Origin of the sequence: Massilia sp. 2TAF26, assembly GCF_052115005.1 — a bacterium.
Taxonomy (GTDB): Bacteria; Pseudomonadota; Gammaproteobacteria; order Burkholderiales; family Burkholderiaceae_D; genus Telluria.
This window is the reverse complement of the sequence record NZ_JBFRFV010000021.1, coordinates 1-26,988: the sequence shown is the minus strand read 5'-3', so window position 1 is coordinate 26,988 and position 26,988 is coordinate 1. Positions and strand designations below refer to the sequence as shown.

Sequence of the window (26,988 nt, the reverse complement as noted above, 5' to 3'; positions counted from 1 at the left end):
GAGCCGTATATTCTTCAGTTGGATTTTCGATAAGCCAATGATTTTCAAGGATATTTACGAAAACTCATCATTTTCCTCCCGATTGTCAGTCCAGTATTGATGCTGTATATTGCGTAAAAATTTACCAATCGGACACCATCATCATGAGCACTCCCGACGCCAACAATCCGTGGTGGAAAGAAGCCATCATTTACCAGGTCTATCCGCGCAGCTACCTCGACACCAATGGCGACGGCGTCGGCGACCTGCCCGGCATTACCGCCAAACTCGATTACATTGCCGGCCTGGGCGTGGACATCGTCTGGCTGTCGCCCTTCTTCAAGTCGCCGCAGAAGGACTTCGGCTACGACATCGCCGACTACTGCGACGTCGATCCGATGTTCGGCAGCCTGGCCGACTTCGACGCCCTGGTCGCCAAGGCGCATAGCCTGGGCCTGAAGATCATGATCGACCAGGTGATGTCGCACACCGCCGACAACCACCCGTGGTTCGTCGAGAGCCGCTCCAGCCGCGACAACCCGAAGTCCGACTGGTATGTGTGGGCCGACCCGCTCGCGGACGGCAACCCGCCGAACAACTGGCTGTCCGTGTTCGGCGGTTCGGCCTGGCAGTGGGATACCCGCCGCAAGCAGTACTACATGCACAACTTCCTGGTCAGCCAGCCGCAGCTCAACTTCCACAATCCGGACGTGCAGCAGGCCCACCTGGATGCCCAGCGTTTCTGGCTCGAGCGCGGCGTCGACGGCGTGCGCATGGATGCCTGCGTCTTCCACTTCCACGACCGCCAGCTGCGCAGCAATCCGCCGGCGCTGGTGCGCGACACCTCGACCGTGACGGACGTGAACCCCTACGGCATGCAGGCCCACATCTACGACAAGACCCAGCCGGAAAACATCGCCTTCCTGCAGCGCGTGCGCGCCCAGCTCAACGAGTTCGGCGCGGTGTCGATCGGCGAAGTCTCGTCCGACGATGCGCTGGCCCAGATGGCCGAGTACACCGAAGGCGGCGACAAGCTGCACATGGCCTACAGCTTCAACCTGCTGACGCCGGAATTCAGCGCGGCCCACATCCGCAAGCAGGTCGAGGAATTCAATACCCGCGTGAAGGATGGCTGGGCCTCCTGGTCGGTCGGCAACCACGATGCGATCCGCGTGGCGACGCGCTGGGCGCGTGGGGACTCGGTTGCGAAACCTTCGCCGGCGCTGTCGAAGCTGGTGCTGGCGATCCAGCTGTCGCTGAAGGGCACCCCCTGCCTCTACCAGGGCGACGAGCTGGCGCTGCCGGAAGCGGACGTTCCCTTCGAACTGCTGCAGGACCCCTACGGCATCACCTTCTGGCCGGAGTTCAAGGGCCGCGACGGCTGCCGCACCCCGATGCCCTGGACCGCACATGACGCGAACGGCGGCTTCACCACCGGCAAGCCCTGGCTGCCGGTGCCGGCCGAGCACCTGGCTTTGGCGGAAGACCTGCAGGACAAGGATCCGCAGTCGATGCTGAACTTCCAGCGCACCATGATCCATTGGCGCCGCACCATGCCGCAGCTGACCCGCGGCGAGATCGCCTTCTACGACGTGCCGGAACAGGCGCTGGCCCTGCGCCGCGACCTGGACGGCTACCCGTCGGTGCTGGCCGTGTTCAACACGACCGACCAGCCGCTCAGCTTCGAGTGGCCGCAAGCGGCCGGCGCCAGCAGGCTCGAAGGCCACGGCATGCCGGGCGAGGTGGCGGGCAGCACCGTGAACCTGCCGCCGTATGGCGCCTGGTTCGGCAGCCTGGCAGCGAAAGCCTGATATGCAGGAGCTGCCGGATCATGTCCGCACCGCCTTCGCCGACGGCCCGCGCCTGCTGGCCGACATCGGGGCGACGCACGCACGCTTCGCCCTGCAGACGGCGCCCGGCACCTACCGCTCGGTACGCGTGCTGAGGTGCGACGAGTTCGACGGCATCGTTCCGCTGCTGCGCTTCTACCTGTCCGAACATGAGGACGTGCGCCTGAACCATGCGGCGCTGGCGCTGGCCAATCCGGTCGACGGCGACTACGTACGCATGACCAACCGGCCCTGGGCCTTTTCGACCGACGAGGTGCGGCGCGAGCTGGGCCTGTCCACGCTGCTGATCGTGAACGACTTCACGGCGCTGGCGATGGCGATTCCGGGCCTGAAGCCGGAGCACCTGATGCAGGTGGGACCGGGCAAGCCGGTGCCGCATGCGGTGCTGGGCGTGCTGGGGCCGGGCACCGGCCTGGGCGTGTCCGGCGGGATCCCGACCGTGGACGGTTTCGTCACCCTCGGCAGCGAGGGCGGCCACGTCAACTTCGCACCCAGCGACGAGCGCGAGTTCGCGATCCTGCAGGCCGCCTGGCGCGAGTGGACCCACGTGTCGAACGAGCGCCTGATCTCCGGCCCCGGCATGGAGATCATCCACCGCGCGCTGGCCGCGCGTAACGGCGTGGATGCGCCGGCGCGCGATTCGGCCGCCATCATCGCCGCCGCGCTCGACGACAAGGACCCGCTGTGCCTGGAAGTGCTGGAGTGCTTCTGCGGCATGCTGGGCGCCGCCGCGGCCAACCTGGCGGTGACCCTGGGCGCCTTCGGTGGCATCTTCATCGGCGGCGGCATCGTGCCGCGCCTGGGCGAGTGGTTCAGGACCTCGCCCTTCCGCGCCCGCTTCGAAGCCAAGGGCCGCTTCTCGGGTTATATCGCCGACATTCCGACCTATGTCATCAGCACGCCGCACGTCGCCTTCGACGGCGTGGCGAACATCCTGTCCGAGCACCTGCGCGGACGCAGCGGCGACAACACGCTGCTGGACCGCATCCGCCAACTGCAGCCGGAACTGACCCCGGCCGAGCAGCGCGTCGCCAGCCTGGTGCTGGAGCAGCCGCGCCTGGTGCTGAACGAGCCGATCGCCGGCATCGCGAAACTGGCCGACGTCAGCCAGCCGACCGTGATCCGCTTCTGCCGCTCGTTGGGCTTCCTCGGCCTGGCCGACTTCAAACTCAAGTTCGCGAGCTCGCTGACCGGCTCGATCCCGGTGCGCCACAGCCAGGTGCGTCACAGCGACAGCACCCACGACCTGTCGGCCAAGGTGATCGACAACACCGTCTCGGCGATCCTGAAATTCCGCGACCAGCTGGACGTGCGCGCGATCGACCGCGCGATCGAGCTGGTGAGCCGCGCCAAGCGCATCGAGTTCTACGCGATGGGCAATTCGCGCGTGGTGGCGCTGGACGGCCAGCACAAGTTCTTCCGCTTCCGCATCCCGACCGCGCTGTACGGCGACTCCCACCTGTTCTCGCTGGCGGCCGACCTGCTGGGACCGGGCGACGTGGTGGTGGCGATCTCGAACTCCGGCCGCCTGCCCGAGCTGCTGGGCGCCGTCGACAAGGCGCGCGCGGCCGGCGCCGACGTCATCGCGATCAGCAGCAGCGACTCGCCGCTGGCCAGGGGTGCCAGCGTGGTGCTGGCGGTCGACCACCCGGAAGACAACACCAGCTTCCTGTCGATGATCTCGCGGGTGCTGCAGCTGCTCCTCATCGACATCATGGCGGTGGGGGTGTCGGTGGACGTGCACCACGCGCGTTCATCGGCGACGCCGCCGGCCCTCATTTCGCATCTTGATAGCTGAGATTCAGCGGCGGCGCCAACCATTTGCTTGAGTGATGACTGGCATCAGAACATGTCATTGGACGATATATCGGCATGTCTTTAACATGGTCACCAATCCCGAATCCTCTTCGAAAGGTGCATCATGTCCAACCAGTCCAGCGCAGTCGCCCAGATGGAATCGATGGCTTCCCCGGCTTTCCGCCAGCCGGGCGAAAGCTTCTGGCGCAGCCTGTTCAATGCGTGGGTGGCCTCGTATGGCAACCGCGTCGACCCGGAAGGCAACGTGATGATCGAGGGCTGAGTCAGCCCCAAAACCGTCATTTCCGCTTTCGCGGGGATGACGGTTATTCCACCAGCACCGCCCGAAAATCGTTCACGTTCGTGAGCGTCGGCCCGGTCACCACCGAATCCCCAAGCGCCCCGAAGAAGCCGTGCCCGTCGTTGTCCTGCAGCGCATCGGCCGGCCTGATTCCCAGCGCCCACGCCCGCGCCAGCGACTCCGGCGCCAGCACCGCGCCGGCGATCTCTTCCTGGCCATCGACGCCATCGGTATCCCCGGCCAGCGCGTGGATGCCCGCCTGACCCTCAAGCGCCAGTCCCAGCGACAGCAGGAATTCGACATTCCGTCCGCCGCGTCCCTGGCCGCGCACCGTCACCGTGGTCTCGCCGCCGGACAGCATTACGCAGGGTCTGGCGAAAGGCTGGTTGTAGTCCGCCACCTGGCGCGCCATGCCCGCCATCGCCTTGCCGACGTCGCGCGCCTCGCCCTCGATCGCATTGCCGAGAATGAAGGGCGTGATGCCGGCTTCGCGTGCGACCGCGGCCGCCGCTTCCAGCGCCATCTGCGGCGTCGCGATCATCCGCGTCTCGCAGCGTGCCAGGCGCGGGTCGCCCGGCTTGACCGATTCGCCGCGTCCGCTCTCCAGCACTTCGCGCACCGCCGCCGGCAACTCGATGCCGTAGCGGCGCACGATGGCCAGCGCGTCAAGGCAGGTGGTCGGGTCGCCGACGGTCGGGCCGGAGGCGATGTCGCAGGGACGGTCGCCCGGCACATCCGAGATCAGCAAGGTGACCACGCGCGCCGGATGGCAGGCCGCCGCCAGCCGTCCGCCCTTGATTGCCGACAGGTGGCGCCGCACGGTGTTCATTTCACCGATGGTGGCGCCGGAGGCCAGCAGGGCGCGGTTGACCGCCTGCTTGTCTTCCAGCGTGATGCCGTCGAGCGGCAAGGGCAGCAGCGAGGAGCCGCCGCCCGAGATCAGGCAGATCACGGTGTCATCAAGCGTCAGGCCGCCGACCAGTTCCATCATGCGCCCGGCCGCGCGCAGGCCGGCGTCGTCCGGCACCGGATGCGCGGCTTCGACGATCTCGATGCGCTGGCAGGGCACCGCATAGCCGTAGCGCGTGACTACCAGGCCGGAGATCGGCCCGGGCCAGTGCTGCTCCAGCGCCCGCGCCATCGCGGCCGAGGCTTTGCCGGCGCCGATCACGATGGTCCTGCCGGCGCCGGGCTCGGGCAGGTGCGGCGGCACGCAATGTCCGGGCTGCGCGGACTCGATCGCAGCGTCGAACATCTTCAGCAACAGCTGGCGCGGGCTCGAATGCGGCGCGTTCATTTTTGCTGCTGGCCGATTTCGAAATTCGCCATCATTTCCAGCGCGCGCACCATGCCCGAGTGGTCCCAGCCGGCGCCGCCGTGGGCCGCGCAGCTGTTGAACAGTTCCTGGGCGGTGGCGGTGTTCGGCAGCGAGACGCCGATCGCGCGCGCGCTCGACAGCGCCAGGTTCAGGTCCTTCTGGTGCAGTTCGATGCGGAAGCCCGGGTCGAAGGTGCGCTTGACCATGCGCTCGCCGTGCACTTCCAGGATGCGCGACGCCGCGAAGCCGCCCATCAGCGCCTGGCGCACCTTGGCCGGATCGGCGCCCATCTTCGATGCGAACAGCAGGGCTTCGCCCACCGCCTCGATGTTCAGGGCGACGATGATCTGGTTGGCCACCTTGCAGGTCTGGCCGGCGCCGTTGTCGCCCACCAGGGTGATGTTCTTGCCCATCAGTTCGAACAGCGGCTTGACGCGGTCGAAGGCCGCTTCCGAACCGCCCACCATGATGGTCAGGCTGGCCGCCTTGGCGCCGACTTCGCCGCCGGAGACCGGGGCGTCGACGTAGTCGCAGCCGAGGGCCTTGATGCGTTCCGCGAATGCCTTGGTCTCGACGGGGGAGATCGAGCTCATGTCGACCACCACCTTGCCCGGCGACAGACCTTCGGCCACGCCGTTCTCGCCGAACAGGGCCGATGCCACGTGCGGCGTATCCGGCACCATTGTGATGATGACGTCGGCGTTCTGTGCCACTTCGCGGCTGGAAGCGCAGGCCTTGCCGCCTGCCTCCACCAGCTCGCCCGGCACGCTGCCGTGGGTGTACAGGAAGACTTCATGGCCGGCCTTGATCAGGTGGCCCGCCATCGGGGTGCCCATGATGCCCAGGCCGATGAATCCGATTTTGCTCATTTCCTTATCTCCGTATCTGTTCGTGTCTTTTACAGCGCGTACTTGTCGCGCAGGCCCTGGGTGGCGGCGCGGAACAGGCCCTGGTCGCTGCCGACGGCCACCATGGTCGCGCCCATCTCGATGTAGCGGCGGGCGTCGCTTTCCACCGGCGCCAGGATCCCGACCGGAATGCCGGCGGCCTTGGCGGCGGCGAACACGCGCTGCATCGCTTCCTGCACTTCCGGATGGCCGGCATTGCCCAGGTAGCCGTAGCCGGCCGCCAGGTCGGACGGGCCGATGAAGACGCAGTCGACGCCGTCCACCGCGCAGATGGACTCGATGTTGGCGACCGACACCCGGCTTTCGATCTGCAGCGCCACCGTGATGTTGCGGTTGCTGACATTGTGGTAGTCGGGGATGGTGCCGAAGCGGTTGCCGCGCATCGACACCGACACGCCGCGCACGCCTTCCGGCGCGTAGCGGGTCGCGGCGATGGCCTGGGCCGCTTCCTCGGCGGTCTCGACGAAGGGGATCAGGAAGTTGTAGAAGCCGGCGTCGAGCAGGCGCTTGATCTGCACCGTGTCGTTCGACTGCGGGCGCACCACCGGCGCGCTCGGGCTGTCCTTCAGCGCCATCAGCTGCAGGATGAAGCTGTTCAGGTCATTCGGCGAGTGTTCGCCGTCGAGCAGCAGCCAGTCGAAGCCGGCCAGGCCGAGGATCTCGGTGGTGAAAGGGTTGGCCAGCGAAGACCAGCAGCCGATCAGCTGTTTGCCCTCGCGCAGGTCTTGCTTGAAGCGGTTCGGGATGCCGCTGTAGGGAGTGGTGGTGTTCATGATGGTCTCCGGTTAGCGGAAAAATGATCAGCGCACCAGGCAGGGGCGCTTGTTGTCGAAGGTCCAGTTGGGGACCAGGAATTGCATTGCGGCGGCGTCGTCGCGCGCGCCCAAACCCATGTTCTTGTAGGCCTGGTGCGCCTTTTCCAGCTCGGCCTCGTCGATCTCGATGCCCAGGCCCGGCTTCGACGGAATGCGGACCAGGCCACCCTCGATCTTGAGCGGTTCTTTGGTCAGGCGCTGGCCGTCCTGCCAGATCCAGTGGGTATCGATGGCGGTGACCTTGCCGGGGGCCGCGGCGCCGACGTGGGTGAACATGGCCAGCGAGATGTCGAAGTGGTTGTTCGAGTGCGAGCCCCAGGTCAGGCCGAACATCTCGCACAGCTGGGCCACGCGCACCGAACCCTGCATGGTCCAGAAGTGCGGGTCGGCCAGCGGAATGTCGACCGACTGCAGCTGGATCGAATGGGCCATCTGGCGCCAGTCGGTGGCGATCATGTTGGTCGCGGTCGGCAGGCCGGTGGCGCGGCGGAACTCGGCCATCACTTCGCGGCCCGAGAAGCCGCCCTCGGCGCCGCAGGGATCCTCGGCATAGGCCAGCACGCCGTGCTTGTCGCGGCACACGCGGATCGCTTCCTTGAGCGACCAGGCGCCGTTCGGGTCCAGCGTGATGCGGGCGTCCGGGAAGCGCTCGTGCATGGCGACGACGGCTTCCATTTCCTCGTCGGCGGACAGCACGCCGCCCTTCAGCTTGAAGTCGTTGAAGCCGTAGCGTTCGCGCGCCGCTTCGCACAGGCGCACCACGGCTTCCGGCGTCAGCGCTTCTTCGTTCCGCAGGCGGAACCAGGCGCTGCCGGCGTCCGGCTCGCTGCGGTAGTCCAGGTTGGTCTTCTTGCGGTCGCCGACGTAGAACAGGTAGCCCAGCATCTCGACGGCGTCGCGCTGCTGGCCTTCGCCCAGCAGGCTTGCCACCGGCACGTTCATGAACTGGCCCAGCAGGTCGAGCAGGGCCGACTCCACCGCGGTGACGGCGTGGATGGTGGTGCGCAGGTCGAAGGTCTGGTTGCCGCGTCCACCGGCATCGCGGTCGGCGAAGGCCTTGCGCATCGCATTCAGGATGTTGTTGTACTCGCCCAGGGTCTTGCCGACGATGAGGGGTTTCGCATCCTCGATGGTCTGGCGGATCTTCTCGCCGCCCGGCACTTCGCCCAGGCCGGTATTGCCGGCGCTGTCGGTGAGCAGGACGATGTTGCGGGTGAACCAGGGGCCGTGGGCGCCGGAGAGGTTCAGCAGCATGCTGTCCCGGCCGGCCACGGGAACGACGCGCAGGTCGGTGACGACGGGGGCGCCGGATACGTAAGTAGTCATGGATGCGTCCTTTGAAACTTGTAGATTTACTTTGCGATCAGCGATTTGCTCAGGCTCACGCGCTTGATGTCGCCGACGATGAACAGGTAGCAGGCGATCGCCAGTGCCGCGTTGGCGCCGACGAAGACCAGCGCGCCGGAGAAGGAACCGGTGCCCTGCACGATGTAGCCGATGACGATCGGGGTGGTGATGCCGGCGGTGTTGCCGAAGGTGTTGAACAGTGCGCCGCTCAAGCCGCCGGCTTCCTTCGGCGAGGTGTCCGACACCACCGCCCAGCCCAGCGCGCCGACGCCCTTGCCGAAGAAGGCCAGCGACATCACGGCGACCACCAGCATGTCGGTCTCGATATAGTTACAGGCGATCATGCTCATCGACATCAGCATGCCGAGCACGATCGGCACCTTGCGCGACACCGACAGCGAATAGCCGCGCTTGGCCAGGCGGTCCGACAGCCAGCCGCCGCTCACGCCGCCGATGAAGCCCGCGATCGCCGGCAGCGAGGCCACGAAGCCGGCCTTCAGGATGGTCATGTGGCGCTCCTGCACCAGGTAGACCGGGAACCAGGTCAGGAAGAAGTAGGTGAGGGTGGTGATGCAGTACTGGCCGATGTACACGCCCAGCAGCATGCGGTTGCCCAGCAGTTCCTTGATGGCGGCGAAGGTGTTGACCTGGGCCGGGGCTTTCTGGGCGCCGTCGAGGTCGACCAGGGCGCCGCCTTCCTGGATGTATTTCAGTTCGCTCTGGCTGACCGAGGGATGGTCCTTCGGTGCGTAGATGACCTTGAGCCAGACGAAGGCCATCACGATGCCCAGGCCGCCCATCACGTAGAACACGCTGTGCCAGCCGTAGGAATGCACCAGCCAGCCCATGATCGGCGCGAACAGCACGGTGGCGAAGTACTGTGCCGAGTTGAAGATGGCGGCGGCCAGGCCGCGCTCGTTGGTCGGGAACCATGCCGAGGCGATCCGGCTGTTACCCGGGAAGGAAGGCGCTTCGGCGGCGCCGACCAGCAGGCGGAGGGTGAACAGCATGGCCACCGCGGCGCCGCCGGCGACGAAGCCGGTGGCGCCGGTCAGCATCGTGAAGACCGACCACAGGAAGATGCTGAAGAAGTAGGTGATCTTGGAACCGAAGCGGTCCAGCAGCCAGCCGCCCGGGAGCTGGGCGATCACATAGGACCAGGCGAAGGCGGAAAACACGAAGCCCATCTGGACCGCATCCAGGCCGAGTTCCTTCTTGATGCCCGGTGCGGCGATCGAGATCGTGGCGCGGTCGGCGTAGTTGATGGTGGTGATGACGAACAGCATGGCGAGAATCATCCAGCGCGTGCGGGTCTGGACTTTGGCGGCGCTGGCAGCCCTGATGGCTTGTGCTTGTTCCACAAGTGTCTCCTGATGTCGTTGTATCGCTCCGGCCGGCGGCAGGAGTCCGATCGATGTATGTTTTTATGACACCAATCTTAGTCCGCCAATCATGCTCAACCAAACCAATGACTGTCTGAATCGATTCAAGAATTGGATCGTTGGCCGCGTACGAATGCAGGCAGGATATCGCGCCGGAAGATGTCCAGGATCGGATTGTTATTGTCGCGGCGGTAGGCGCAGATGGTCTGTACCGGCTCCGGCGGCTCGGTGGCCATCGTGCGCAGTACAACCCCGCGCAGCTGCAGGCGGGCCGCCGCGGTGGGTATCAGCGCCACGCCCACGCCCGAGCTGACCAGGGCCAGCATGGTGTGGATCTGGCCGATGTGCTCGACCACGTCGGGCGTCACGCCGGCGGCGTCGAAGCAGTTGTTCAGCAGCTGGTAGAAATAACGCGCCTCGTAGGGCGAGTACATCAGGAAGGGCTTGCCGTGCACGCAGGCCAGGGTCGGCCGCTCCGGCCAGTCGGCCGCCTCGCGCTCGGGAATCGCCAGCATCAGTGGTTCCGTCGCCATCAGCACGGTCTCGAGTTCGCCGTGGCGCGCGTGGGGGCGCATCAGGCCGATGTCGAGCTGGCCGCTGTCCAGCCCTTCGAGCTGGGACGTGGTGACCAGTTCCTTGAGCGTGAGCGAGATGCCGGGCGCGCGCTCGCGCAGGCGCCGCACCAGGTCAGGCAGCGGGCCGTAGCCGAAGGCGGCGGTGAAGCCGATCGCCAGCGAGCCTTGTTCGCCCTTGGCGACCCGGCGCGCCGTCACCACGGCCTCGTCGGCCATGCGCAGGATGCGCGCGGCTTCGGGAAAGAAGGCCTTGCCGGCCGCCGTCAGGCGCACGCCGCGGCTGCTGCGGTCCAGCAGGCGGGTGCCGACGTGGTGTTCGAGCAGCTGGATCTGGCGGCTCAGCGGCGGCTGCGTCATGTTCAGGCGCTCGGCGGCGCGCCCGAAATGCAGCTCCTCCGCCACCGCGACGAAGCATCGGATCTGGCTGATCTCGAACATCCAGTCTCCTTTTTAAAAACTATGGCGGATACCCAGGTTGTAGCCGGTGTTGCCGGTGCCGGTCTCGGTATTGTTTGCCACAGTGTAGCCTGCGCCGTTCTTGTTATCGATATGGGCGTAGGCCGCGTACAGGCCGGTGCGCTTGGACAGGCCATACAGGTAGCCGATGCCCCAGGAATTGGCGTCCTGGTTGAAGCTGGTGCGGTCGTCCTTGTGCATGACCGAAGCCATTAGCGTGCCCGGGCCGATCGCCGCGGAGATGCCCAGCAGGGCCGAGCGTCCGTCTAGCGACGGGGTCGGCTTGACGCCACCGTAAGGATTGTTGGCATTGCCCAGCGTGGCGGCATTGAAGCCCTTGTCGATGCCGTAGGCGAAGCGCAGGGACACCATCTGCAATTGCCAGGCGGCGGTCAGGAGGGTATTGCGGCCCAGCGAGCGGCTGACGAAGGGCGCGCTCGCGGTGGCGGTGACGTCGGTGTTCTTGCTGTTGTAGGCCGCGCGCAGGACCAGCGGGCCGTTGGCGTAGCCGATCGCGCCGCCGAACTGGCGGCCGGTCGAGGCATCCGGCTGCTCGCCGAAGGCATAGGCCAGTTCGCCGTCGAAGCCGTTCAGCTTCGGCGATTTATAGGTGATCGTGTTGCTGGTGCGGACGTTGGTGCCGTTGTCCGGGAACAGGTTTTTCGAGGTGCCCGCATAGCCGGTGCCGAAGGGGTCGACCGCGGCCAGCGCCGTGTGCCAGGGCGTGTACTGGCGGCCCAGGGCCACCTGGCCGGCACGCGTATTCAGGCCGACGAAGGCCTGGCGGTTGAAGATGGTGCCGGCAGCATCGACCTCGCCGGTGTCGATCTTGACGCCGGTTTCCAGCGTGAAGAAGGCCGACAGGCCGTTGCCGAGATCCTCGGTGCCGCGGAAGCCGATGCGCGAGGCCGAGGCGGCGCCGCTGGTGAGCTTGGTGGACGGGCTGGCGACGCCGCCGTGCTCGCCGACGATGGCGGCGTCCACGATGCCGTAGATCTGCACCTGGGTCTGGGCCTGTGCTGCCGCGCCGGCGGCGAGGCTGACGATCAGTGCTGCTGCTTTCTTCATGCTGCTGTCTCCTGTTGTTATGGTAGGGGCGTGCGCCGGCCGCGCCGGCTTTTGACAAGCCGGTCGCAGTCGCTGCTTGGGTGAAAACGGGGCTTACTGGTGCTTACGTCACCGGGGCCGGATTGAACAGCGCCAGCGCGTTATGCAGGCGCCAGTGCTCGGCCCAGGTTTTCTTGCGTCCGCTGGCGACGTCGAGGATGAAGTGGAACAGCTCCCAGCCGACATCCGGGATCGTCGCTTCGCCGGTGGCGATGCGGCCGGCGTTGATGTCCATGAGGTCGTGCCAGCGCCGCGCCAGGTCGTCGCGGGTGGCGACCTTCACCACCGGAACCGCCGCCAGGCCGTAGGGCGTGCCGCGGCCGGTGGTGAACACGTGGACGTTCATGCCGGCGGCCAGCTGCAGCGTGCCGCAGATGAAATCGCTGGCCGGGGTGGCGGCATAGATCAGGCCCTTCTGCTCCAGCTTCTGGCCCGGCGACAGCACGCCGGTGATGGGCGCCGTGCCGGACTTGATGATCGAGCCCATCGCCTTCTCGACGATGTTGGCGAGGCCGCCCTTTTTATTCCCCGGCGTGGTGTTGGCGCTGCGGTCGACGCCGCCGCGCTTCAGGTATTCGTCGTACCAGGCCATCTCGCGGATCATGGCCTGGGCCGTGGCTTCGTCGATGGCGCGCGCGGTCAGCTGGTCGATGCCGTCGCGGACTTCCGTCACTTCCGAGAACATCACGGCGGCGCCGGCGCGCACCAGCAGGTCGCTGGCGAAGCCCACCGCCGGATTCGCGGTCACCCCCGAGAAGGCGTCGCTGCCGCCGCACTGCACGCCGACCACCAGATCGGAAGCCGGACAGGTCTCGCGGCGGCGCGCATTCAGCTCCATCAGGTGGCGCTCGGCGGTGTCCATGATGTTTTCGATCATGGAGCCGAAGCCGACGTGGGCGTTGTCCTGCAGGCAGACGTGGTCGGGGCCGTTCACGTCCTTGATCGGCATGGAAGAGGAAAGTCCAGCGGCCGGGAACAGGCGCCCCGGCTGCAGCTTTTCGCAGCCCAGGCTGACCAGCATGGCGCGGCCGCCGAAGTTCGGGTTCTTCGCGATATTGCGCAGGGTGCGGATCGGGATCTCGGCGCCCGGCGCTTCGATGGCGACGCCGCATCCATAGGTGTGGTCGAGGCTGACGACGTCGTCGACGTTCGGGTACTTCGGCAGCAGCTCGTCCTTGATGCGCCTGACCGCGAACTCGACGACGCCGGACACGCACTGCACCGTGGTGCTGATGGCGAGGATGTTGCGGGTGCCGACCGAGCCGTCCGGGTTGCGGTAGCCTTCGAAGGTATAGCCTTCGAGCGGGGGCAGGGCTTCGGGGCGGATGGTGGCGATGGGCAGGTTGTCCAGCTCGCGCGCCGGCGGCATGCCGACCAGGGATTCCTCGATCCACTGGCCCGGCTCGATGTCGCGCAGCGCGTAGCCGATGGCAACGTTGTAGCGAAGGATGGCGTCGCCTTGCGGGATCGGGCGCAGCGCCACCTTGTGTCCTTGCGGGATCTTGTCCTTCAACACCAGTCCGTCGGGGAAGACGGTGCCGGCGGGCAGGCCGCCATCGTTCGCGACGATGGCGACGTTATCGTTGTCGTGCATCCGGATGCTGCGTGGCGTTCCGGTCGTGTGTGCGTCCATCTGAGTGCCTCCGTGCTGCCTGATTAGTGATGCGTCAGTTGTCTGACGTCTTACAAGCTGAGGGCCAGTATAATCAGGCATTCCTAAAATAGCAATCGACATGATGCTCTCCCCAGCACCTCGTAAACACCGCAATCTGGCCCAGCTCGTGGTGGCCCAGCTGACCGAGCACATCCGCAGCGGCGAGCTGAACCCCGGCGACAAGCTGCCCACCGAAACGGAAATCATGGCAGAACAGGGCGTGAGCCGCAGCGTGGTACGCGAGGCAATCTCTCGCATGCAGGCGGCCGGCCTGGTCGAGACGCGCCACGGCATCGGCACCTTCGTGCTGCCGCCGGCGCCGCCCATCATGGGTATCGATCCGGCCACCGTGGTGACGGTGCGCGACGTGATCGCGCTGCTGGAATTGCGGATCGGCCTGGAGACCGAGGCGGCCGGCCTGGCGGCGGCGCGCCGCACCGAGTCCCAGCTGGCGGAGGTGAGGACGGCGCTGGCGGCCCTGCAGCAGGCCGCGCGCCGCGGCGAGGACACCGTCGAGCTGGACCAGCGCTTCCACCTGGCGATCGCCCAGGCGTCCGGCAACGAATACTTCCGCGCCATCCTGCAGCACCTGGGCGCCAACATCATCCCGCGGGCGCGCATCAATTCGGCGCGCCTGACCCATGCCGATCCTGTGGCTTATATGGAACAGGTGGGGCGCGAGCACGAGCAAATCGTCGACGCCATTGCGCGCGGCGATGCGGAGTCCGCCCGGGCGGCGATGCGCCTGCACATCGGCAACAGCAGGGAGCGCCTGCGCAAGGCCCAGGAGTCGCTGGAGGCGGCCCAAGGTAGGGAAACCCTGTTGATGTAAGATGTCTGACAAGTTCGCCGTACGGCTGAATCGTGCGGCAAGCGAGCTGTCATACAATCAAGCTTCTTACCATGGAGCTTGCCATGCCAATCTACCGCGTCTGGTACCGGGATAACCCTGAACCCTTGCAATTCGCTGCGCCGAACCGCTGCAGCGACATGGAAATCCTCGAGCACATTCTGGCTCAAGAAAAAATCGCCCCGGCCGGCACGGAGCCGACCTTGAGCGAGATCATCGAGAAGAATCGCCTGGCGCCGGTGCGCTATACCGAGGACGAGAGCGAGCTCAACGTTATCGAGTAGGGCGGGCCTTCTCCATATTCGGCAGCAGGGCCGCCAGGATCCCCAGCAGCGGCAGGAAGGCCGCGATCCGGTACACCTGCTCGATGCCGGCGACGTCGGCGATCTGCCCCATCGCGGCGGCGCCGATGCCGCTGATGCCGAACATCAGGCCGAAGAAGATCCCGGCGATCATGCCGACCTTGCCCGGCACCAGCTCCTGGGCGAACACCACGATGGCCGAGAAGGCCGAGGACATCACCAGGCCGATCACCACCGACAGCACGGCGGTCCAGCCGAGGCTGGCGTAGGGCAGGGCCAGCGTAAATGGCGCCGCACCCAGGATCGAGACCCAGATCACGCGCTTGCGGCCGATGCGGTCGCCGATCGGGCCGCCGGCGAAGGTGCCGATCGCCACCGAGGCCAGGAACAGGAACAGGTACATCTGCGCGGTGTCGACCGGCACGTGGAACTTCTCGATCAGGAAGAACGTGTAGTAGCTCGACAGGCTGGCCATGTAGATGTACTTCGAGAACACCAGCATCGCCAGCACGGCCAGGGCCTGGATCACGCGCTTGCGCGGCAGCGCCGGACCCGCGTGGGCGGCCGCCTTCTTCGGCGCGCTCTTGAGGTGGCTGCCGTACCAGCGGCTCACGCCCACCAGCACCGCCACCGCCAGCACGATCAGGACCGCGCACCAGGCGAACTTGCCGTGGCCGCTGCCCATCAGGATCGCGGCTGCCAGCAGCGGGCCGAGGGCCGAGCCGAGGTTGCCGCCGACCTGGAACAGCGACTGGGCGAAGCCGAAGCGTCCGCCCGAGGCCAGGCGCGCTACCCGCGAGGCTTCCGGATGGAAGGTCGAGGAACCGACGCCGATCAGGCCGGCGCCCACCAGCAGCATGCCGAAGCTGCCCGCCACCGACAGCAGGCCCACGCCGATCAGGGTCATGCACATCCCCACCGGCAGCAGGAAGGGTATCGGGCGCTTGTCGGTGTACAGGCCGATCCAGGGCTGCAGCAGCGAGGCGGTGCACTGGAAGGTCAGGGTGATCAGGCCCACCTGGGCGAAGCTGAGCGCGAATTCCTGCTTCAGCAGCGGATAGATGGCCGGCAGCGCGGCCTGCACGCAGTCGTTCAGCAGGTGGACGAAGGCGACCGAGAACAGGATCTGCAGCACGGTGCCCGAGGCCGCGGCTTTGGTGGGTGCAGGAGTGGAAGTCGTGGAGCTCATGGCGATGAATGATCTGGAAAGCCTAGGAGTGTAATATGGACAGTCCGAACGCATATTCCACTTTTCGTCGCCCAAGTGACACTCACACCCTCTCCCCGCTATCGCCCGCGTTTCATCGCGCTGCCGCGCAAGGTTACCGCGGTGCCGTCCGAGGCCCGCCACGGCGACATGATCGAAGCCCACAGCCACCCCTGGGTGCAGCTGCTGTACGCCAGCGACGGCCTGATGCGGGTGCGCACGGAACTGGGCGTCTGGATCATCCCGCCGCGCCGCGCCCTCCTGATCGCGCCGGGCGTGCTGCACGAGTTGACCATGCTCAGCAACGTCAATATGCGCACCCTGTACATCGATGCCGAGGCGGGCGGCAGCCTGGTCGAGGATTGCAAGGTGCTGGAAGTGAGCCCGCTGCTGCGCGAACTGATCCTGGCGCTGGCGCAGGAGCCGGTCGACTATCCGCCCGAGGGCCGCGGCGGCGACCTGGCGCGCCTGATCCTGTCCGAACTGGCGGCGATGGAGACGGTGCCGATCGCCGTCCCCTGGCCGCGCGACCGCCGCCTGCAGGCCTTGTGCACGGAGATCATGGCGCAGCCGGGCAGCCCGCGCCGCCTGGAAGACCTTGCTTTGGACGCCGGCGCCAGCGCGCGCACCTTGATCCGCCTGTTCCCGAAGGAAACGGGCCTGCATTACCGCCAATGGGTGCAGCAGGTCCACCTGGCCCATGCCTTCGAGATGCTGGCGCGCGGGGAAAGCGTGGGCGCGATCGCGCGGGCGCTGGGCTATGCCAGTCCGAGCGCGTTCACGAGCATGTTCAGGCGATTGCTGGGCAGGACGCCCCAGCATTACCTGGCGGAGTGGAAGGGAAGTTAGGAAGCGATTCAGGAGCCGCCGGCCGGGGGAGGAGTGGGCACTGCCACATTCGCATGCGACGGCACCGCGCGGCCAGCGGCGCTGATTACGATAAGCGCATCAACCTGCAGGCGGTTTGTGCTGAATCAATCTCAATCAAATTACGTCGCCCGCGTGGCTTAATCACCGCGCAGGCGGGGCCAAGCTTATTTAAGTTCAACGTGCCGGATATTCCGCCGCCATTCCGACAGCGACTGCAAGGTATCCGTTTCCCCATCCTCGACCAGGATCTCGTCGCCATTCTTCGCGACCAGGAAGCTGGCGCGGCGGTGAATGTCCTGCTTGCGGTTTTCCACGAAGCTGAGCTGGTAATAGGCCTTGCCCTCGATGACGCGCGGCGCCGGATCGTCCTCGATCACGGCGCCGTGCACCTTGCCTTTCGAGCTCTTCTCGATCTGCTCCGACCACGTCTTGATCTCAGGCAGCGCCATCAGTTCGGCGACGGCCTGGTCGCGCGTGCGGGTGGGGGTGGCGGGCGTCTCGGCGACGGCCGGCTTGGGCGGCGGCGTTTCTTCGCGCTTGCAGGCGGCAAGGGCGCACAGGGCGAGGAGGGCGGCGCCGATCAGGCGGACAGGACGTGTGGACATGGGTGAAAACATTGTGGACCAAGGACCAGTCTACACCCAGCATAGTCTTATGGGCAACTTATCGCAGGAACACATCCAGTGTCGGAAAGGCGGCCTCGGCGCGGATGCAATTCCACAAGCAGGAGGTCGCAATCGGCAGCATAGTCGCGCGACAGCTCTGCCGCTCCGCAGTCTCGCAGGTAATGCAGGGACCAGATCACGCCGGCTCATCCCTCCAGTTGCAGCCCATGCTGCCGGCACCACCCTTCCAGCGCCACCCGGGTTTCTTCTTCGCGGAAGCGATACCAGGAATCGAGCAGGCCGCGTTCCTCGACCAGGCGGGCGAACCTGTCGTAGCCGTCGCCGCGTTCGAACAGCTCGCGCACCCGGTCGCGCTCGCCGGCCAGGTGGGTGGCGGCGAAGCGGAACATCAGTTCGCGGCCCAGGCCCAGCGTGCTGGCGGCGGGGACGGACACGTAGGCGTCGCCGGCGTCGAAGTCGCCCGGCACTGGCGCTTCCTCGTCCATGTAGTCGTCGTTCAGCAGGTGGATCATGCCGGTGTCGCGCGCCACCAGCGCCTTCGCACTGCCTTCGCCGTCGTCGACCAGGATGGTCGCGTTTTCCAGTTCGTCCAGTTTTACCGATGGCATCGCTCGTCTCCCGGAATGAAAAAAGCCCGCGGGGCGCAAACCCCGCGGGCCTTACTTTACTACTCGGTTGGCTGTGGAGCCGTCCGGCTTGATTACATCATGCCGTCCATGCCGCCCATGCCACCCATACCGCCCATACCGCCCATGCCACCGGCCGGCTTGTCTTCGGCGATGTCGGAGACCATGCAGTCGGTGGTCAGCATCAGGCCAGCGATCGACGCTGCGTTCTGCAGTGCCGAGCGGGTGACCTTGGCCGGGTCCAGCACGCCCATTTCGACCATGTCGCCGTAGGTGCCGTTGGCGGCGTTGTAGCCGTAGTTGCCGGTACCGGCCAGCACGGCCGACACGACCACCGACGGCTCTTCACCGGCGTTCTGGACGATCATGCGCAGCGGCTCTTCCATGGCGCGCAGGACGATCTTGATGCCGGCTTCCTGGTCCGGATTGTCACCTTGCACCTTGATTGCAGCGCGGGCGCGCAGCAGGGCCACGCCGCCGCCCGGGACGATGCCTTCTTCGACGGCAGCGCGGGTAGCGTGCAGCGCGTCTTCCACGCGTGCTTTCTTCTCTTTCATCTCGACTTCGGTAGCGGCACCGACGCGGATCACGGCAACGCCGCCGGCCAGCTTGGCAACGCGTTCCTGCAGTTTTTCGCGGTCGTAGTCCGAGGTCGCTTCTTCGATCTGGACGCGGACCATCTTGACGCGTGCTTCGATCGCTTCAGCGGCGCCAGCGCCATCGATGATGATGGTGTTTTCCTTGCCTACTTCGATGCGCTTTGCCTGGCCCAGTTCAGCCAGGGTGACCTTTTCCAGGGTCAGGCCGACTTCTTCGGCGATGACCTGGCCACCGGTCAGGATGGCGATGTCTTCCAGCATGGCCTTGCGGCGGTCGCCAAAGCCCGGGGCCTTGACGGCGACGGTCTTCAGGATGCCACGGATGTTGTTGACCACCAGGGTCGCCAGGGCTTCGCCTTCGATGTCTTCGGCGACGATGACCAGCGGACGGCCAGCTTTGGCAACTTGCTCCAGCACCGGCAGCAGGTCACGGATGTTCGAGATCTTCTTGTCGCACAGCAGGACGAACGGGTTCTCGTGAACGGCAACCTGCTTGTCCGGGTTGTTGATGAAGTACGGCGACAGGTAGCCGCGGTCGAATTGCATACCTTCGACGATGTCCAGCTCGTCGTTCAGCGACTTGCCGTCTTCGACGGTGATGACGCCTTCCTTGCCGACTTTTTCCATCGCTTCAGCGATGCGCTCGCCAACCGACGAATCCGAGTTGGCCGAGATGGTGCCGACCTGGGCGATCTCTTTCGAGGTGGTGGTCGGCTTGGCGATCTTCTTCAGTTCTTCGACGGTCGCTGCGACGGCCTTGTCGATGCCGCGCTTCAGGTCCATCGGGTTCATGCCGGCAGCAACGAACTTCATGCCTTCGCGCACGATGGCTTGCGCCAGCACGGTCGCGGTGGTGGTGCCGTCACCGGCGTTGTCGCTGGTCTTCGAAGCGACTTCCTTGACCATCTGCGCGCCCATGTTCATGAGCTTGTCTTTCAGCTCGATCTCTTTCGCGACCGAGACGCCGTCCTTGGTGACGGTCGGGGCGCCGAACGAACGGTCCAGCACCACGTTGCGGCCTTTCGGGCCCAGGGTGACTTTGACTGCGTTGGCCAGGATGTTCACACCCTCGACCATCTTGGCGCGTGCCACATCGCCGAAAATTACGTCTTTAGCTGCCATTTTATTAATTCTCCGTATTCAGGAAAGTGTTTGGACTGATTACTGGGCCACGACGGCCATGATGTCTTCTTCGCGCATGACCAGCAGTTCCTCGCCGTTGACCTTGACGGTCTGGCCCGAGTACTTGCCGAACAGCACGCGGTCGCCGACTTTCACTTCCAGCGGACGGACGTTGCCGTTTTCTTGCACTTTGCCGTTGCCCACGGCGAGAATCTCACCCTGGTCCGGTTTTTCGGCCGCTGCATCGGGGATGATCAGGCCGGACGCAGTTTTGGTTTCCTGGTCGAGACGCTTCACGATCACGCGATCGTGCAATGGGCGAAGGTTCATGCAAAACTCCTTTGATTGTTGATTGACTGTTCGTTTGATAACCGCCCCGGTATCGGCTGCGGTGCAAAGAGTTGTTAGCACTCTTCACTAACGAGTGCTAATTATAGGGACGATAATTTCCCATTTCAAGCGGTGATGTTGGGGATTTGCCAGTCTTTTTTGATGTTCCGCAAGCGGATCGACCCGCGCGGGGTAGGAAAGCGCAGAAGCCTACCATTCATTTCTTGAAACCCGCGCACGGCACGGCATCTGTTGACGAAAAATCGATCCCGATCCTATAGTTATGGATGATTTCCGAATTCCAAGAACTGTCCGATAAAATCGACCGCCTCGCCCAGCTGGCCCAATCGCTGCGCAGCGAGAACTATTTGCTGCGCCAGGCCAACGCCCTGCTGAGCGCGGAGAACGTCGATTTCAAGAACCGGCTGCTGCAGGCCCAGCAACGCGTCGAAGCGATGCTCGCCCAACTCGAACCCGCCGAGGTGTCCGTCGACGAGGACGCCTCCGCCAACTCTGACGACGAGGAGGCCGCGCAATGATCCAGCTCGATGTGCTCATCATGGGCCAATCCTACCGCCTGGCTTGCCGGGAAGGCGAACAGCAGACCCTGCGCGAAGCGGTCCACTACCTCGACAGCAAGATGTGCGCCCTGCGCGACTCGGGCAAGGTCAAGGGAACCGACCGCATCGCCGTCATGGCCGCGCTGTCGGTGGCTGCCGAATTCCTGTCCGTGAAATCGCCGCAAGGCCCGCTCGGCGATCAGTCCATGCTGGAGGTCAAGCAGAAACTGGAAGCGATGAACTCGGTGCTGGATCAGGCTCTGGCGCCGCAGGAAAACCTGTTCTGAGATCAAATTCGTTTGACATGCCGGTTCATCGTAGTAAACTGGCGGCTACCCTGCGGTGTTCGAGATTTGCCATATATTCCTTGAACCATTCAATCGCATAGGTTGCGGAACATTCTCGGTGGGCGTGATCGTCACTAGTTTGACGAACCCGAAATTGAGCTGACTGTGACCACCTTGAGCCGTCAGGTTCGGGATGCCGGCAAAAACGGCACAGGCGGGGCTACAATCGGAGCGGTTGCGACACTTTATGTGCGCAGCCGCTTTTTTATTGTCCACGTTCTTTTGGAGTGAACCGCATGCGCTACTGGTTGATGAAATCCGAACCCGATGAAGTCAGTTTCGACGACGTCCTGAATGCGCCGGACAAGACAGTCGCCTGGTTCGGGGTTCGCAACTACCAGGCCCGCAATTTCATGCGCGACCAGATGGAAGTCGGCGACGGCGTCCTGTTCTATCACTCCAGCTGCGCGGTGCCGGGCGTGGCGGGCATCGCGCGGGTTGCCAGTACCCCGTATCCGGATGCCTCGCAGTTCGACGCAAGCAGCCCTTACTTCGATCCGAAGGCCACGCGCGAGAATCCGCGCTGGATCTCGGTGGACGTGCAGGCGGCCGGCCAGGGCCGCTACCTGCCGCTGACGGCGCTGCGCGGCGTGCCGGAACTGGGGGACATGGTGCTGCTGCAGAAGGGCAGCCGGCTGTCGATTTCTCCGGTGACGCCGGGGCAGTGGAAGAAGATCCTCGACATGGCCGGCGTCAGCTGACGTCGCTCAGACCGACGTACCGATCAGCGTTTCGCGGCGCAGGCGCACCCGGGTATGCGGCGTGCGGATGCCGGCGCACATGCCCCAGACCGCGGCCCAGCGCAAGGCCTGGTCCGTGGCGGCGCCGAAGGGCCGCGCGGCGGCGGCGCGCCTCAATGCGGTCGACATGCGCTGCATCGCATACAGCTTTCTGGGTGAGATGGCGTGCTTCATGAGGCCACGATAGTTTCCCATGTGGCGACGAACGGTGCTCCATTTAACCGATAAACGCAGGCCGGGCTTCTCTCCTACGCGTCCAGCGGACGGCGCCCTAGCCGCGTGCAGGAGAAGGCCTATGCGCCTTGTAAGCGCACCTCTTAGGCGTGCACGGCGCGCTTGTTACCGTCCGAGTAGGCCCAGCCCAGCATCAGCAGGCCGGCCACGATCATCGGCACCGACAGCACCTGGCCCGAGGTGATCGGCATGCCGAGGATGTGGGTTTCCCAGTCCGGCACGCGGAAGTACTCGGTGAAGAAACGCGCGCAGCCGTACAGCAGGGTGTACAGGGCGCCGACCGCCAGGCGCGGGCGCGGCTTGCGCGCGAAGATCCACATGATGACGAAGACCAGGATGCCGTCGACCAGCATCTGGTACAGCGGCGACGGATGCACCAGGTGGTCCTCGATGCCCGGCCACTTCATGGCCCAGGGCAGGGAAGGATCGGCCATGCGGCCCGGCAGTTCGTGGTTGATGAAGTTGCCCAGGCGTCCGCAGGCATAGCCGATCGGGACCATCGGCGCGATGAAGTCGTACACGTCGAGCAGGTTGCGCTTGCGCTTCCTGGCCCACAGCGCCATCGCCAGCAGCACGCCGATGAAGCCGCCGTGGTAGGACATGCCGCCCTGCCAGGTCTTGAAGATGTCGATCGGGTTCGCCAGGAAGTGGGCCGGCTGGTAGAACAGCACCTCGCCCAGGCGCCCGCCGATCACCACGCCCAGCATCCCGTAGAACAGCATGTCGTCCAGGTCTTCCTTGGTCCAGCCCTGGGCCTGGATGTGCAGCTGGGTCCTGATGCGCACGCGGCCGAGGATGATGAAGAGGGCGAAGGCGACCACGTACATGATCCCGTACCAGTGGATCGGCACGGGGCCGATGTGGAAGGCGACGGGGTCCGGGTTCGGATGGACGAGCATAATCAGTGATTCCTCAGTAGTTCCAGAAAGCCCTTCAGCACCGGCGACGGGTTGTCGCGGCGCCAGGCGATGCCGGTCTCGACGAGCGGGGTCGGATCCGCGAGGGCACGGTATTCTACGCCGGGCCGCATCAGGTTAGACACGGATTGTGGCACAAGTGCCAGCCCCATGCCGCCGGACACCAGGCTGACGATGGTCTGCATCTGGATCGCCAGCTGGCCGATCACGGGGGTGATGCCGGCCGCGCGGAAGCAGGACAGGATGGCGTCGTGCAGGGCCGGCGAGATCTCGCGCGGGAAGACGATCAGGGGCAAGCGCGGCAGGTCCTGCAGCTTGACCGGACCTTCGCGGCGCAGCGCGTCCAGGCCGGCGGGGGCGCACAGGATCAGGGGCTCGTCGAGCACCTTCATGTAATCGAGCTGGCCGAGGGCTTTATCCGGCAGCGGCGGGATCAGGAGGCCGGCGTCGACGCGTCCGCGCAGCAGTTCCTCGGCCTGCACGTCCGATGTCGCTTCGATCAGGTTCAGGTGGACGGCGGGATAGCGCTCGCTGTAGCGGCGCAGGAAGGCCGGCAGCACGTTGTAGTCGCAGGAGGTGACGAAGGCCAGGGCGAGGCGACCAGCCTCGCCGGCGGCCGCGCGCCGCGCCAGCGCCGGCAAGCCATTCGCCTCGAGCAGCAGGCGCCGCGCTTCGGGAAGCAGGGCGCTGCCGGCCGGCGCCAGCTCCACCGTGCGGCGGTTACGCACGAACAGCGGCGCCCCCAGCAACTCTTCCAGCGCCGCGATCGCCTGCGACAGCGGCGGCTGTGTCATATGCAGGCGCGCCGCCGCCCGCCCGAAATGCAACTCCTCGGCGACGGTGACGAAGTAGCGCAGCTGACGCAGTTCCAGATTCATGTGATATGCATTTCCCGCGATTTCCAACTCATCTATTCGCGAAATGTATCACAGCCGAGCAAACCAAATTCGGGGTCAGAGCACTTTTTCACCCCAGTTCGGGGTCAGAGCACTTTTTTGATCAATTTCCGTCAGGAAGAAATACGAGCTGGCGCTGGCTGGCGTGGACAGCGGAGCGGGAGGCTGCAAGCCAGCATTCCGATACCGGAAGCAATTTCCGCAAAATGTGCTCTGACCCCGAATTTTTATTTGCGTTTGTCGAAGGCTTGTTTGACTCTTTCCTTGCGGCGGGCTTCGTCGGTCTTGTGGGCTTTTTTCTTGTCGAGGCCGAGCATCTTTTCGATGAATTCGAACCAGATGAAGGCGACCACGGCCAGGGCGACGATCCACCACCAGGAGAGTTGGGCGAAGCGCCAGACTTCGAAGAAGCGCAGGGCGACCAGGGCGGCGAGCAGGAGGATGAGCGGCATGAGAGTTCCTTTACTTTCTGCGGCCATCTTACAATAATAGTTCCTTCAAGCAACGAAATCCTGCCATTCCGTCAACCGAAATGTGTATCAGCCGTTACTGACTGTATCCACTGCACCTACGCAGAGGAAACAAGATAGAATCTTGCATAGGATTTCACTTTGGAGAGTACGGAATGAAACGGTCCCTGATGTTGTTGATGGCGGTCTCCGCCCTGGTGTCGACCAGCGCCTTCGCGCAGGCCGACCTGGCCAAAGCCAAGAACTGCATGGCGTGCCACGCGATCGGCACCAAGCTGGTGGGCCCGGCCTACAAGGATGTCGCCGCGAAGTACGCGGGCCAGAAAGGCGCCGAGGACAAGCTGGTGCAAAAGGTCATGAAGGGTGGCTCGGGCGTCTGGGGACCGGTGCCGATGCCGGCCAATCCGCAGGTGAGCGAGGCCGAAGCCCGCAGCCTGGTCAAGTGGGTGCTGGCGCAGAAATAAGCCGCACGCCGCTGCAACGAAGAAGCGCCCTCGAACCGGGGCGCTTTTTCATTTCAAGGCCACAAAAGATCAGCGCACCACGTCGATCTTGCTGCGCTTGCCACCCTTGTAGGTATACAGCGTCAGCGCCCCGTCCTTGATATCGCCGTTCGGATCGAACTGGATGGTGCCGGTCACGCCCTCGTACTTGATGTTCTTCAGTACCGGCAGATACTTGGCCGGATCGGCCGATTTCGCGTTCTGCATCGCGGTGGCCATCACCATCACCGAGTCGTACACATACGGCGCGTACAGCTGCACGTCCTGGTTGAACTTCTGCTTGTAGCGCGCGCGGAAGTCGTCCATCGCCTTTTCCTGCGGCCCCTTCACGCCGCCGGCCTCGGCGCAGATCACCTTGCCGTCCACCAGGCCGTCGCCGGCCAGGCGGCCCAGCGCTTCGGTGCACATGCCGTCGCCGCCCATGAAGACCGCCTGGATGCCCAGCGCCTTCATCTGCTTGAGCATCGGGCCGGCCACCGAGTCCATGCCGCCGAAGAAGACCAGGTCCGGCTTCTTCGCCTTGATCGAAGTGAGGATGGCGGTGTAGTCGGTCGCCTTGTCGTTGGTGAATTCGCGTCCCGAGACGCGGATGCCGGCGGCCTTCGCGCCCTTCACGAATTCGTCGGCCACGCCCTGGCCGTAGGTGGTGCGGTCGTCGATGACGGCGATGTTCTTCACCTTCAGCGTATTCGACGCATACTTCGCCAGCGTGCCGCCCAGCTTGGCGTCGCTCGCCACCACGCGGAAGGCGCCGGGGAAGCGCTGGCGGGTGTAGGCCGGGGCGGTGGTGGCAGGCGAGATCTGCACGATGCCGGCATCGTTGTAGATCTTCGAGGCCGGCACCGTGGTGCCCGAGTTCAGGTGGCCGATCACGCCGTTGACGTGGGCGTCGACCAGCTTCTGCGCGACCGCCGTGCCCTGCTTGGGATCGGCGCCGTCGTCCTCGGAGACCAGCTGCAGCGTGACCTTCTGGCCGTTGATCGTGAAGGGCTTGGCATTGAGTTCGTCGACCGCCATGCGCGCGGCGTTTTCGTTGTCCTTGCCGAGGTGGGCGCTGGGCCCGGAGATCGGCGCCACGTGGCCGATCTTGACGATCTGCTGGGCCGCGGCGGAGCCGGCGAAGGCCAGCGCGACGGCGGCCGGGATGAGGGTGAGTTTCAGTTTTGCCTGCATGCGTGTCTCCGAGTTCTCCAGTAATTTGCGCCATACGCCAGGAAAAGGTACATCAATTTTCCGGACTGGAAAAGCAAAAGCTGAAGACTGCACGAAGCCGGTGCGCACTTGCCCCGCGACGGGTCGGAAAAGCCGCGAAATGCTCAGGATTGGCGCGCGCTCAGGTGGGCCAGTTCCTGCTGTACGGCGCGGGCGACCACGTGTTCGATCGACTGCTGCAGCGCGCTGCGCAGTTCCAGGCCGAGACGTTCGGCCACGTGGTCCAGCACGATCGCCATCTGGTCGCGCAGCTGGTCTTCCAGCACCACGTCGATGCGCGGCTGCAGGCGGTCCAGCACGCGCGTGACCAGGCGTTCCTCGAGGGTGCGCCAGGCCTCGTCGTCGAGGACGCCGGCGTCGGCCGGGGCCGGGGTCGGGGCCGGTGCGGCCGCTGAAGGTTCGGGCGGGGCGGCATCCTCGATCGGCGCGACGGCAGCGTCGGCAGCCGGTTCGGCAAGCGCCGCCGTTTCCGCCACCACATCCGGAGCAGGCGCTGAAGCAGGCGCCGGCTCGGCCACCACCTCGGTCAGGACCGGGATCTCGTCGAAGGAGGGGGTATCGGTCATGACTGGCCTGCCACGAAGTGGGTCAGCGGATACTGCTGCTTGCGGTAGGCGACGTAGCGGGCGCGCCCGGCGGCGGCGTCTTCCTCATCGGTCGAGATGATCTCGAACACGCGCGCGAACTGGTCGATGCCTTCCGGCGTGCGGCGCGTCAGGTTGATCAGCATGTCGTGGTGGGGCAGGGCGGCACGTTCGTCGACGGTGACGATGACCGGCGTCTCCGGCGCCAGCGGATCGCCCGCCATCACGTGCGGGACGAAGTCGGTGCCGGACAGGGTCCACAGCGCCTCGTTGAGCTGGTCGGCCTGGTCGCTGGTCTCGGCCAGCAGCACGACCTTGCCGCGCGCGGCATAGGCCTTGCGCGCCAGCCGGCAGGCGTAGCCGAGCTTGTCGGGGATATTCGTATGGAAGTCGATCCGGGTCATGGGCGTTCGATGCGTCAGAATTGAAAACCGGGCGGGGCATTGCCCGCCGGCGGCCTGGCGGGCGCCGTGGTGGGCGGCGCGGCGTCGCGCGCGGCCGGGC

Annotated in this window: 30 protein-coding genes and 1 other RNA gene; 11 read left to right on the top strand and 20 right to left on the bottom strand. The window is 65.4% G+C overall.

Annotated features, from left to right (window positions below):
* The first annotated feature begins 143 nt into the window (after positions 1–143).
* The 3 genes from AB4Z32_RS19745 to AB4Z32_RS19735 all read left to right on the top strand — a co-directional run bounded on the left by AB4Z32_RS19745 (position 144) and on the right by AB4Z32_RS19735 (position 3,909).
* A complete protein-coding gene (locus AB4Z32_RS19745; protein WP_442123569.1) occupies positions 144–1,790 on the top strand; it encodes an alpha-amylase family glycosyl hydrolase in 1,647 nt (548 codons plus the stop codon).
* A gap of 1 nt (position 1,791) precedes the next feature.
* Positions 1,792–3,627 carry a glucokinase gene (glk, locus tag AB4Z32_RS19740; protein ID WP_442123568.1) on the top strand — a complete coding sequence of 612 codons (1,836 nt, stop codon included), beginning with the start codon at positions 1,792–1,794 and terminating at the stop codon, positions 3,625–3,627.
* Positions 3,628–3,750: 123 nt separating this feature from the next.
* The gene (locus AB4Z32_RS19735; protein ID WP_442123567.1) at positions 3,751–3,909 is read left to right on the top strand and encodes a hypothetical protein; all 159 of its coding nucleotides are present in this window, start codon (positions 3,751–3,753) and stop codon (positions 3,907–3,909) included.
* Between the two features lie 43 nt (positions 3,910–3,952).
* Here AB4Z32_RS19735 and AB4Z32_RS19730 read toward each other — a convergent pair whose 3' ends face one another.
* The 8 genes from AB4Z32_RS19730 to garD all read right to left on the bottom strand — a co-directional run bounded on the left by AB4Z32_RS19730 (position 3,953) and on the right by garD (position 13,468).
* Positions 3,953–5,224: a glycerate kinase type-2 family protein gene (locus AB4Z32_RS19730; RefSeq protein ID WP_442123566.1), complete on the bottom strand. Its 1,272-nt coding sequence runs from the start codon at positions 5,222–5,224 to the stop codon at positions 3,953–3,955.
* Positions 5,221–6,114: a 2-hydroxy-3-oxopropionate reductase gene (gene glxR, locus AB4Z32_RS19725; protein ID WP_442123565.1), complete on the bottom strand. Its 894-nt coding sequence runs from the start codon at positions 6,112–6,114 to the stop codon at positions 5,221–5,223. Before glxR ends, AB4Z32_RS19730 begins: the two co-directional genes overlap by 4 nt.
* Before the next feature lie 29 nt (positions 6,115–6,143).
* Positions 6,144–6,926 (bottom strand): 2-dehydro-3-deoxyglucarate aldolase, encoded by a 783-nt coding sequence (gene garL, locus AB4Z32_RS19720; protein ID WP_442123564.1) that lies wholly within the window; start codon positions 6,924–6,926, stop codon positions 6,144–6,146.
* Between the two features lie 27 nt (positions 6,927–6,953).
* Positions 6,954–8,294 carry a glucarate dehydratase gene (gene gudD / locus AB4Z32_RS19715; protein WP_442123563.1) on the bottom strand — a complete coding sequence of 447 codons (1,341 nt, stop codon included), beginning with the start codon at positions 8,292–8,294 and terminating at the stop codon, positions 6,954–6,956.
* Between the two features lie 26 nt (positions 8,295–8,320).
* Entirely contained in the window at positions 8,321–9,613 is a 1,293-nt protein-coding gene (locus AB4Z32_RS19710; protein WP_442123623.1) for an MFS transporter, read from the bottom strand.
* Positions 9,614–9,801: 188 nt separating this feature from the next.
* Positions 9,802–10,710 (bottom strand): LysR family transcriptional regulator, encoded by a 909-nt coding sequence (locus AB4Z32_RS19705; protein WP_442123562.1) that lies wholly within the window; start codon positions 10,708–10,710, stop codon positions 9,802–9,804.
* A 12-nt stretch (positions 10,711–10,722) separates the two neighbouring features.
* Complete coding sequence (locus AB4Z32_RS19700; protein WP_442123561.1) at positions 10,723–11,796, bottom strand: porin; 1,074 nt, start codon at positions 11,794–11,796, stop codon at positions 10,723–10,725.
* Between the two features lie 103 nt (positions 11,797–11,899).
* On the bottom strand, positions 11,900–13,468 hold the full coding sequence (gene garD, locus AB4Z32_RS19695) for a galactarate dehydratase (protein ID WP_442123560.1): 1,569 nt from the start codon (positions 13,466–13,468) through the stop codon (positions 11,900–11,902).
* Positions 13,469–13,568: 100 nt separating this feature from the next.
* On the opposite strand from garD, the gene AB4Z32_RS19690 reads away from it, so the two are divergent.
* Positions 13,569–14,321: a FadR/GntR family transcriptional regulator gene (locus AB4Z32_RS19690; protein WP_442123559.1), complete on the top strand. Its 753-nt coding sequence runs from the start codon at positions 13,569–13,571 to the stop codon at positions 14,319–14,321.
* A gap of 83 nt (positions 14,322–14,404) precedes the next feature.
* Positions 14,405–14,623 (top strand): hypothetical protein, encoded by a 219-nt coding sequence (locus tag AB4Z32_RS19685; RefSeq protein WP_442123558.1) that lies wholly within the window; start codon positions 14,405–14,407, stop codon positions 14,621–14,623.
* Here AB4Z32_RS19685 and AB4Z32_RS19680 read toward each other — a convergent pair.
* On the bottom strand, positions 14,613–15,830 hold the full coding sequence (locus tag AB4Z32_RS19680) for an MFS transporter (RefSeq protein WP_442123557.1): 1,218 nt from the start codon (positions 15,828–15,830) through the stop codon (positions 14,613–14,615). The genes AB4Z32_RS19685 and AB4Z32_RS19680 overlap by 11 nt on opposite strands.
* Before the next feature lie 75 nt (positions 15,831–15,905).
* Here AB4Z32_RS19680 and AB4Z32_RS19675 point away from each other — a divergent pair, with 75 nt between their 5' ends.
* Positions 15,906–16,697, top strand: coding sequence for an AraC family transcriptional regulator (locus tag AB4Z32_RS19675; protein WP_442123556.1), 792 nt, complete (start codon positions 15,906–15,908; stop codon positions 16,695–16,697).
* A gap of 185 nt (positions 16,698–16,882) precedes the next feature.
* Here AB4Z32_RS19675 and AB4Z32_RS19670 read toward each other — a convergent pair whose 3' ends face one another.
* From AB4Z32_RS19670 to groES, 4 genes are all read right to left on the bottom strand, one after another.
* Positions 16,883–17,323 carry a hypothetical protein gene (locus AB4Z32_RS19670; RefSeq protein ID WP_442123555.1) on the bottom strand — a complete coding sequence of 147 codons (441 nt, stop codon included), beginning with the start codon at positions 17,321–17,323 and terminating at the stop codon, positions 16,883–16,885.
* A gap of 206 nt (positions 17,324–17,529) precedes the next feature.
* The gene (locus AB4Z32_RS19665) at positions 17,530–17,952 is read right to left on the bottom strand and encodes a hypothetical protein (RefSeq protein WP_442123554.1); all 423 of its coding nucleotides are present in this window, start codon (positions 17,950–17,952) and stop codon (positions 17,530–17,532) included.
* A gap of 92 nt (positions 17,953–18,044) precedes the next feature.
* On the bottom strand, positions 18,045–19,691 hold the full coding sequence (groL, locus tag AB4Z32_RS19660; protein WP_442123553.1) for a chaperonin GroEL: 1,647 nt from the start codon (positions 19,689–19,691) through the stop codon (positions 18,045–18,047).
* Between the two features lie 39 nt (positions 19,692–19,730).
* A complete protein-coding gene (gene groES / locus AB4Z32_RS19655; protein WP_052233260.1) occupies positions 19,731–20,021 on the bottom strand; it encodes a co-chaperone GroES in 291 nt (96 codons plus the stop codon).
* A 287-nt stretch (positions 20,022–20,308) separates the two neighbouring features.
* On the opposite strand from groES, the gene AB4Z32_RS19650 reads away from it, so the two are divergent.
* The 4 genes from AB4Z32_RS19650 to AB4Z32_RS19635 all read left to right on the top strand — a co-directional run bounded on the left by AB4Z32_RS19650 (position 20,309) and on the right by AB4Z32_RS19635 (position 21,629).
* On the top strand, positions 20,309–20,560 hold the full coding sequence (locus AB4Z32_RS19650; RefSeq protein ID WP_442123552.1) for a hypothetical protein: 252 nt from the start codon (positions 20,309–20,311) through the stop codon (positions 20,558–20,560).
* Complete coding sequence (locus AB4Z32_RS19645; protein ID WP_442123551.1) at positions 20,557–20,868, top strand: cell division protein ZapA; 312 nt, start codon at positions 20,557–20,559, stop codon at positions 20,866–20,868. Before AB4Z32_RS19650 ends, AB4Z32_RS19645 begins: the two co-directional genes overlap by 4 nt.
* A 44-nt stretch (positions 20,869–20,912) precedes the next feature.
* A non-coding RNA gene (gene ssrS, locus AB4Z32_RS19640) (6S RNA) lies at positions 20,913–21,093 on the top strand.
* A gap of 71 nt (positions 21,094–21,164) precedes the next feature.
* The gene (locus AB4Z32_RS19635; protein ID WP_442123550.1) at positions 21,165–21,629 is read left to right on the top strand and encodes an EVE domain-containing protein; all 465 of its coding nucleotides are present in this window, start codon (positions 21,165–21,167) and stop codon (positions 21,627–21,629) included.
* Between the two features lie 6 nt (positions 21,630–21,635).
* Here AB4Z32_RS19635 and AB4Z32_RS19630 read toward each other — a convergent pair whose 3' ends face one another.
* The 4 genes from AB4Z32_RS19630 to AB4Z32_RS19615 all read right to left on the bottom strand — a co-directional run bounded on the left by AB4Z32_RS19630 (position 21,636) and on the right by AB4Z32_RS19615 (position 24,167).
* Positions 21,636–21,842, bottom strand: a complete 207-nt coding sequence (locus AB4Z32_RS19630) for a hypothetical protein (protein ID WP_442123549.1) — start codon at positions 21,840–21,842, stop codon at positions 21,636–21,638.
* A gap of 143 nt (positions 21,843–21,985) precedes the next feature.
* On the bottom strand, positions 21,986–22,801 hold the full coding sequence (gene lgt / locus AB4Z32_RS19625) for a prolipoprotein diacylglyceryl transferase (protein ID WP_442123548.1): 816 nt from the start codon (positions 22,799–22,801) through the stop codon (positions 21,986–21,988).
* Positions 22,802–22,803: 2 nt separating this feature from the next.
* Positions 22,804–23,697: a LysR family transcriptional regulator gene (locus AB4Z32_RS19620; RefSeq protein WP_442123547.1), complete on the bottom strand. Its 894-nt coding sequence runs from the start codon at positions 23,695–23,697 to the stop codon at positions 22,804–22,806.
* Between the two features lie 245 nt (positions 23,698–23,942).
* A complete protein-coding gene (locus tag AB4Z32_RS19615; RefSeq protein WP_442123546.1) occupies positions 23,943–24,167 on the bottom strand; it encodes a TIGR04438 family Trp-rich protein in 225 nt (74 codons plus the stop codon).
* Positions 24,168–24,340: 173 nt separating this feature from the next.
* On the opposite strand from AB4Z32_RS19615, the gene AB4Z32_RS19610 reads away from it, so the two are divergent.
* The gene (locus tag AB4Z32_RS19610; protein WP_442123545.1) at positions 24,341–24,649 is read left to right on the top strand and encodes a c-type cytochrome; all 309 of its coding nucleotides are present in this window, start codon (positions 24,341–24,343) and stop codon (positions 24,647–24,649) included.
* A 69-nt stretch (positions 24,650–24,718) separates the two neighbouring features.
* Here the strand turns inward: AB4Z32_RS19610 and AB4Z32_RS19605 are convergent, their stop codons facing one another.
* The 3 genes from AB4Z32_RS19605 to AB4Z32_RS19595 all read right to left on the bottom strand — a co-directional run bounded on the left by AB4Z32_RS19605 (position 24,719) and on the right by AB4Z32_RS19595 (position 26,888).
* Complete coding sequence (locus AB4Z32_RS19605; protein ID WP_442123544.1) at positions 24,719–25,861, bottom strand: branched-chain amino acid ABC transporter substrate-binding protein; 1,143 nt, start codon at positions 25,859–25,861, stop codon at positions 24,719–24,721.
* A 143-nt stretch (positions 25,862–26,004) separates the two neighbouring features.
* Positions 26,005–26,466 (bottom strand): hypothetical protein, encoded by a 462-nt coding sequence (locus AB4Z32_RS19600; protein ID WP_442123543.1) that lies wholly within the window; start codon positions 26,464–26,466, stop codon positions 26,005–26,007.
* On the bottom strand, positions 26,463–26,888 hold the full coding sequence (locus tag AB4Z32_RS19595) for a DNA polymerase III subunit chi (protein WP_442123622.1): 426 nt from the start codon (positions 26,886–26,888) through the stop codon (positions 26,463–26,465). Before AB4Z32_RS19595 ends, AB4Z32_RS19600 begins: the two co-directional genes overlap by 4 nt.
* Positions 26,889–26,988 lie beyond the last annotated feature (100 nt).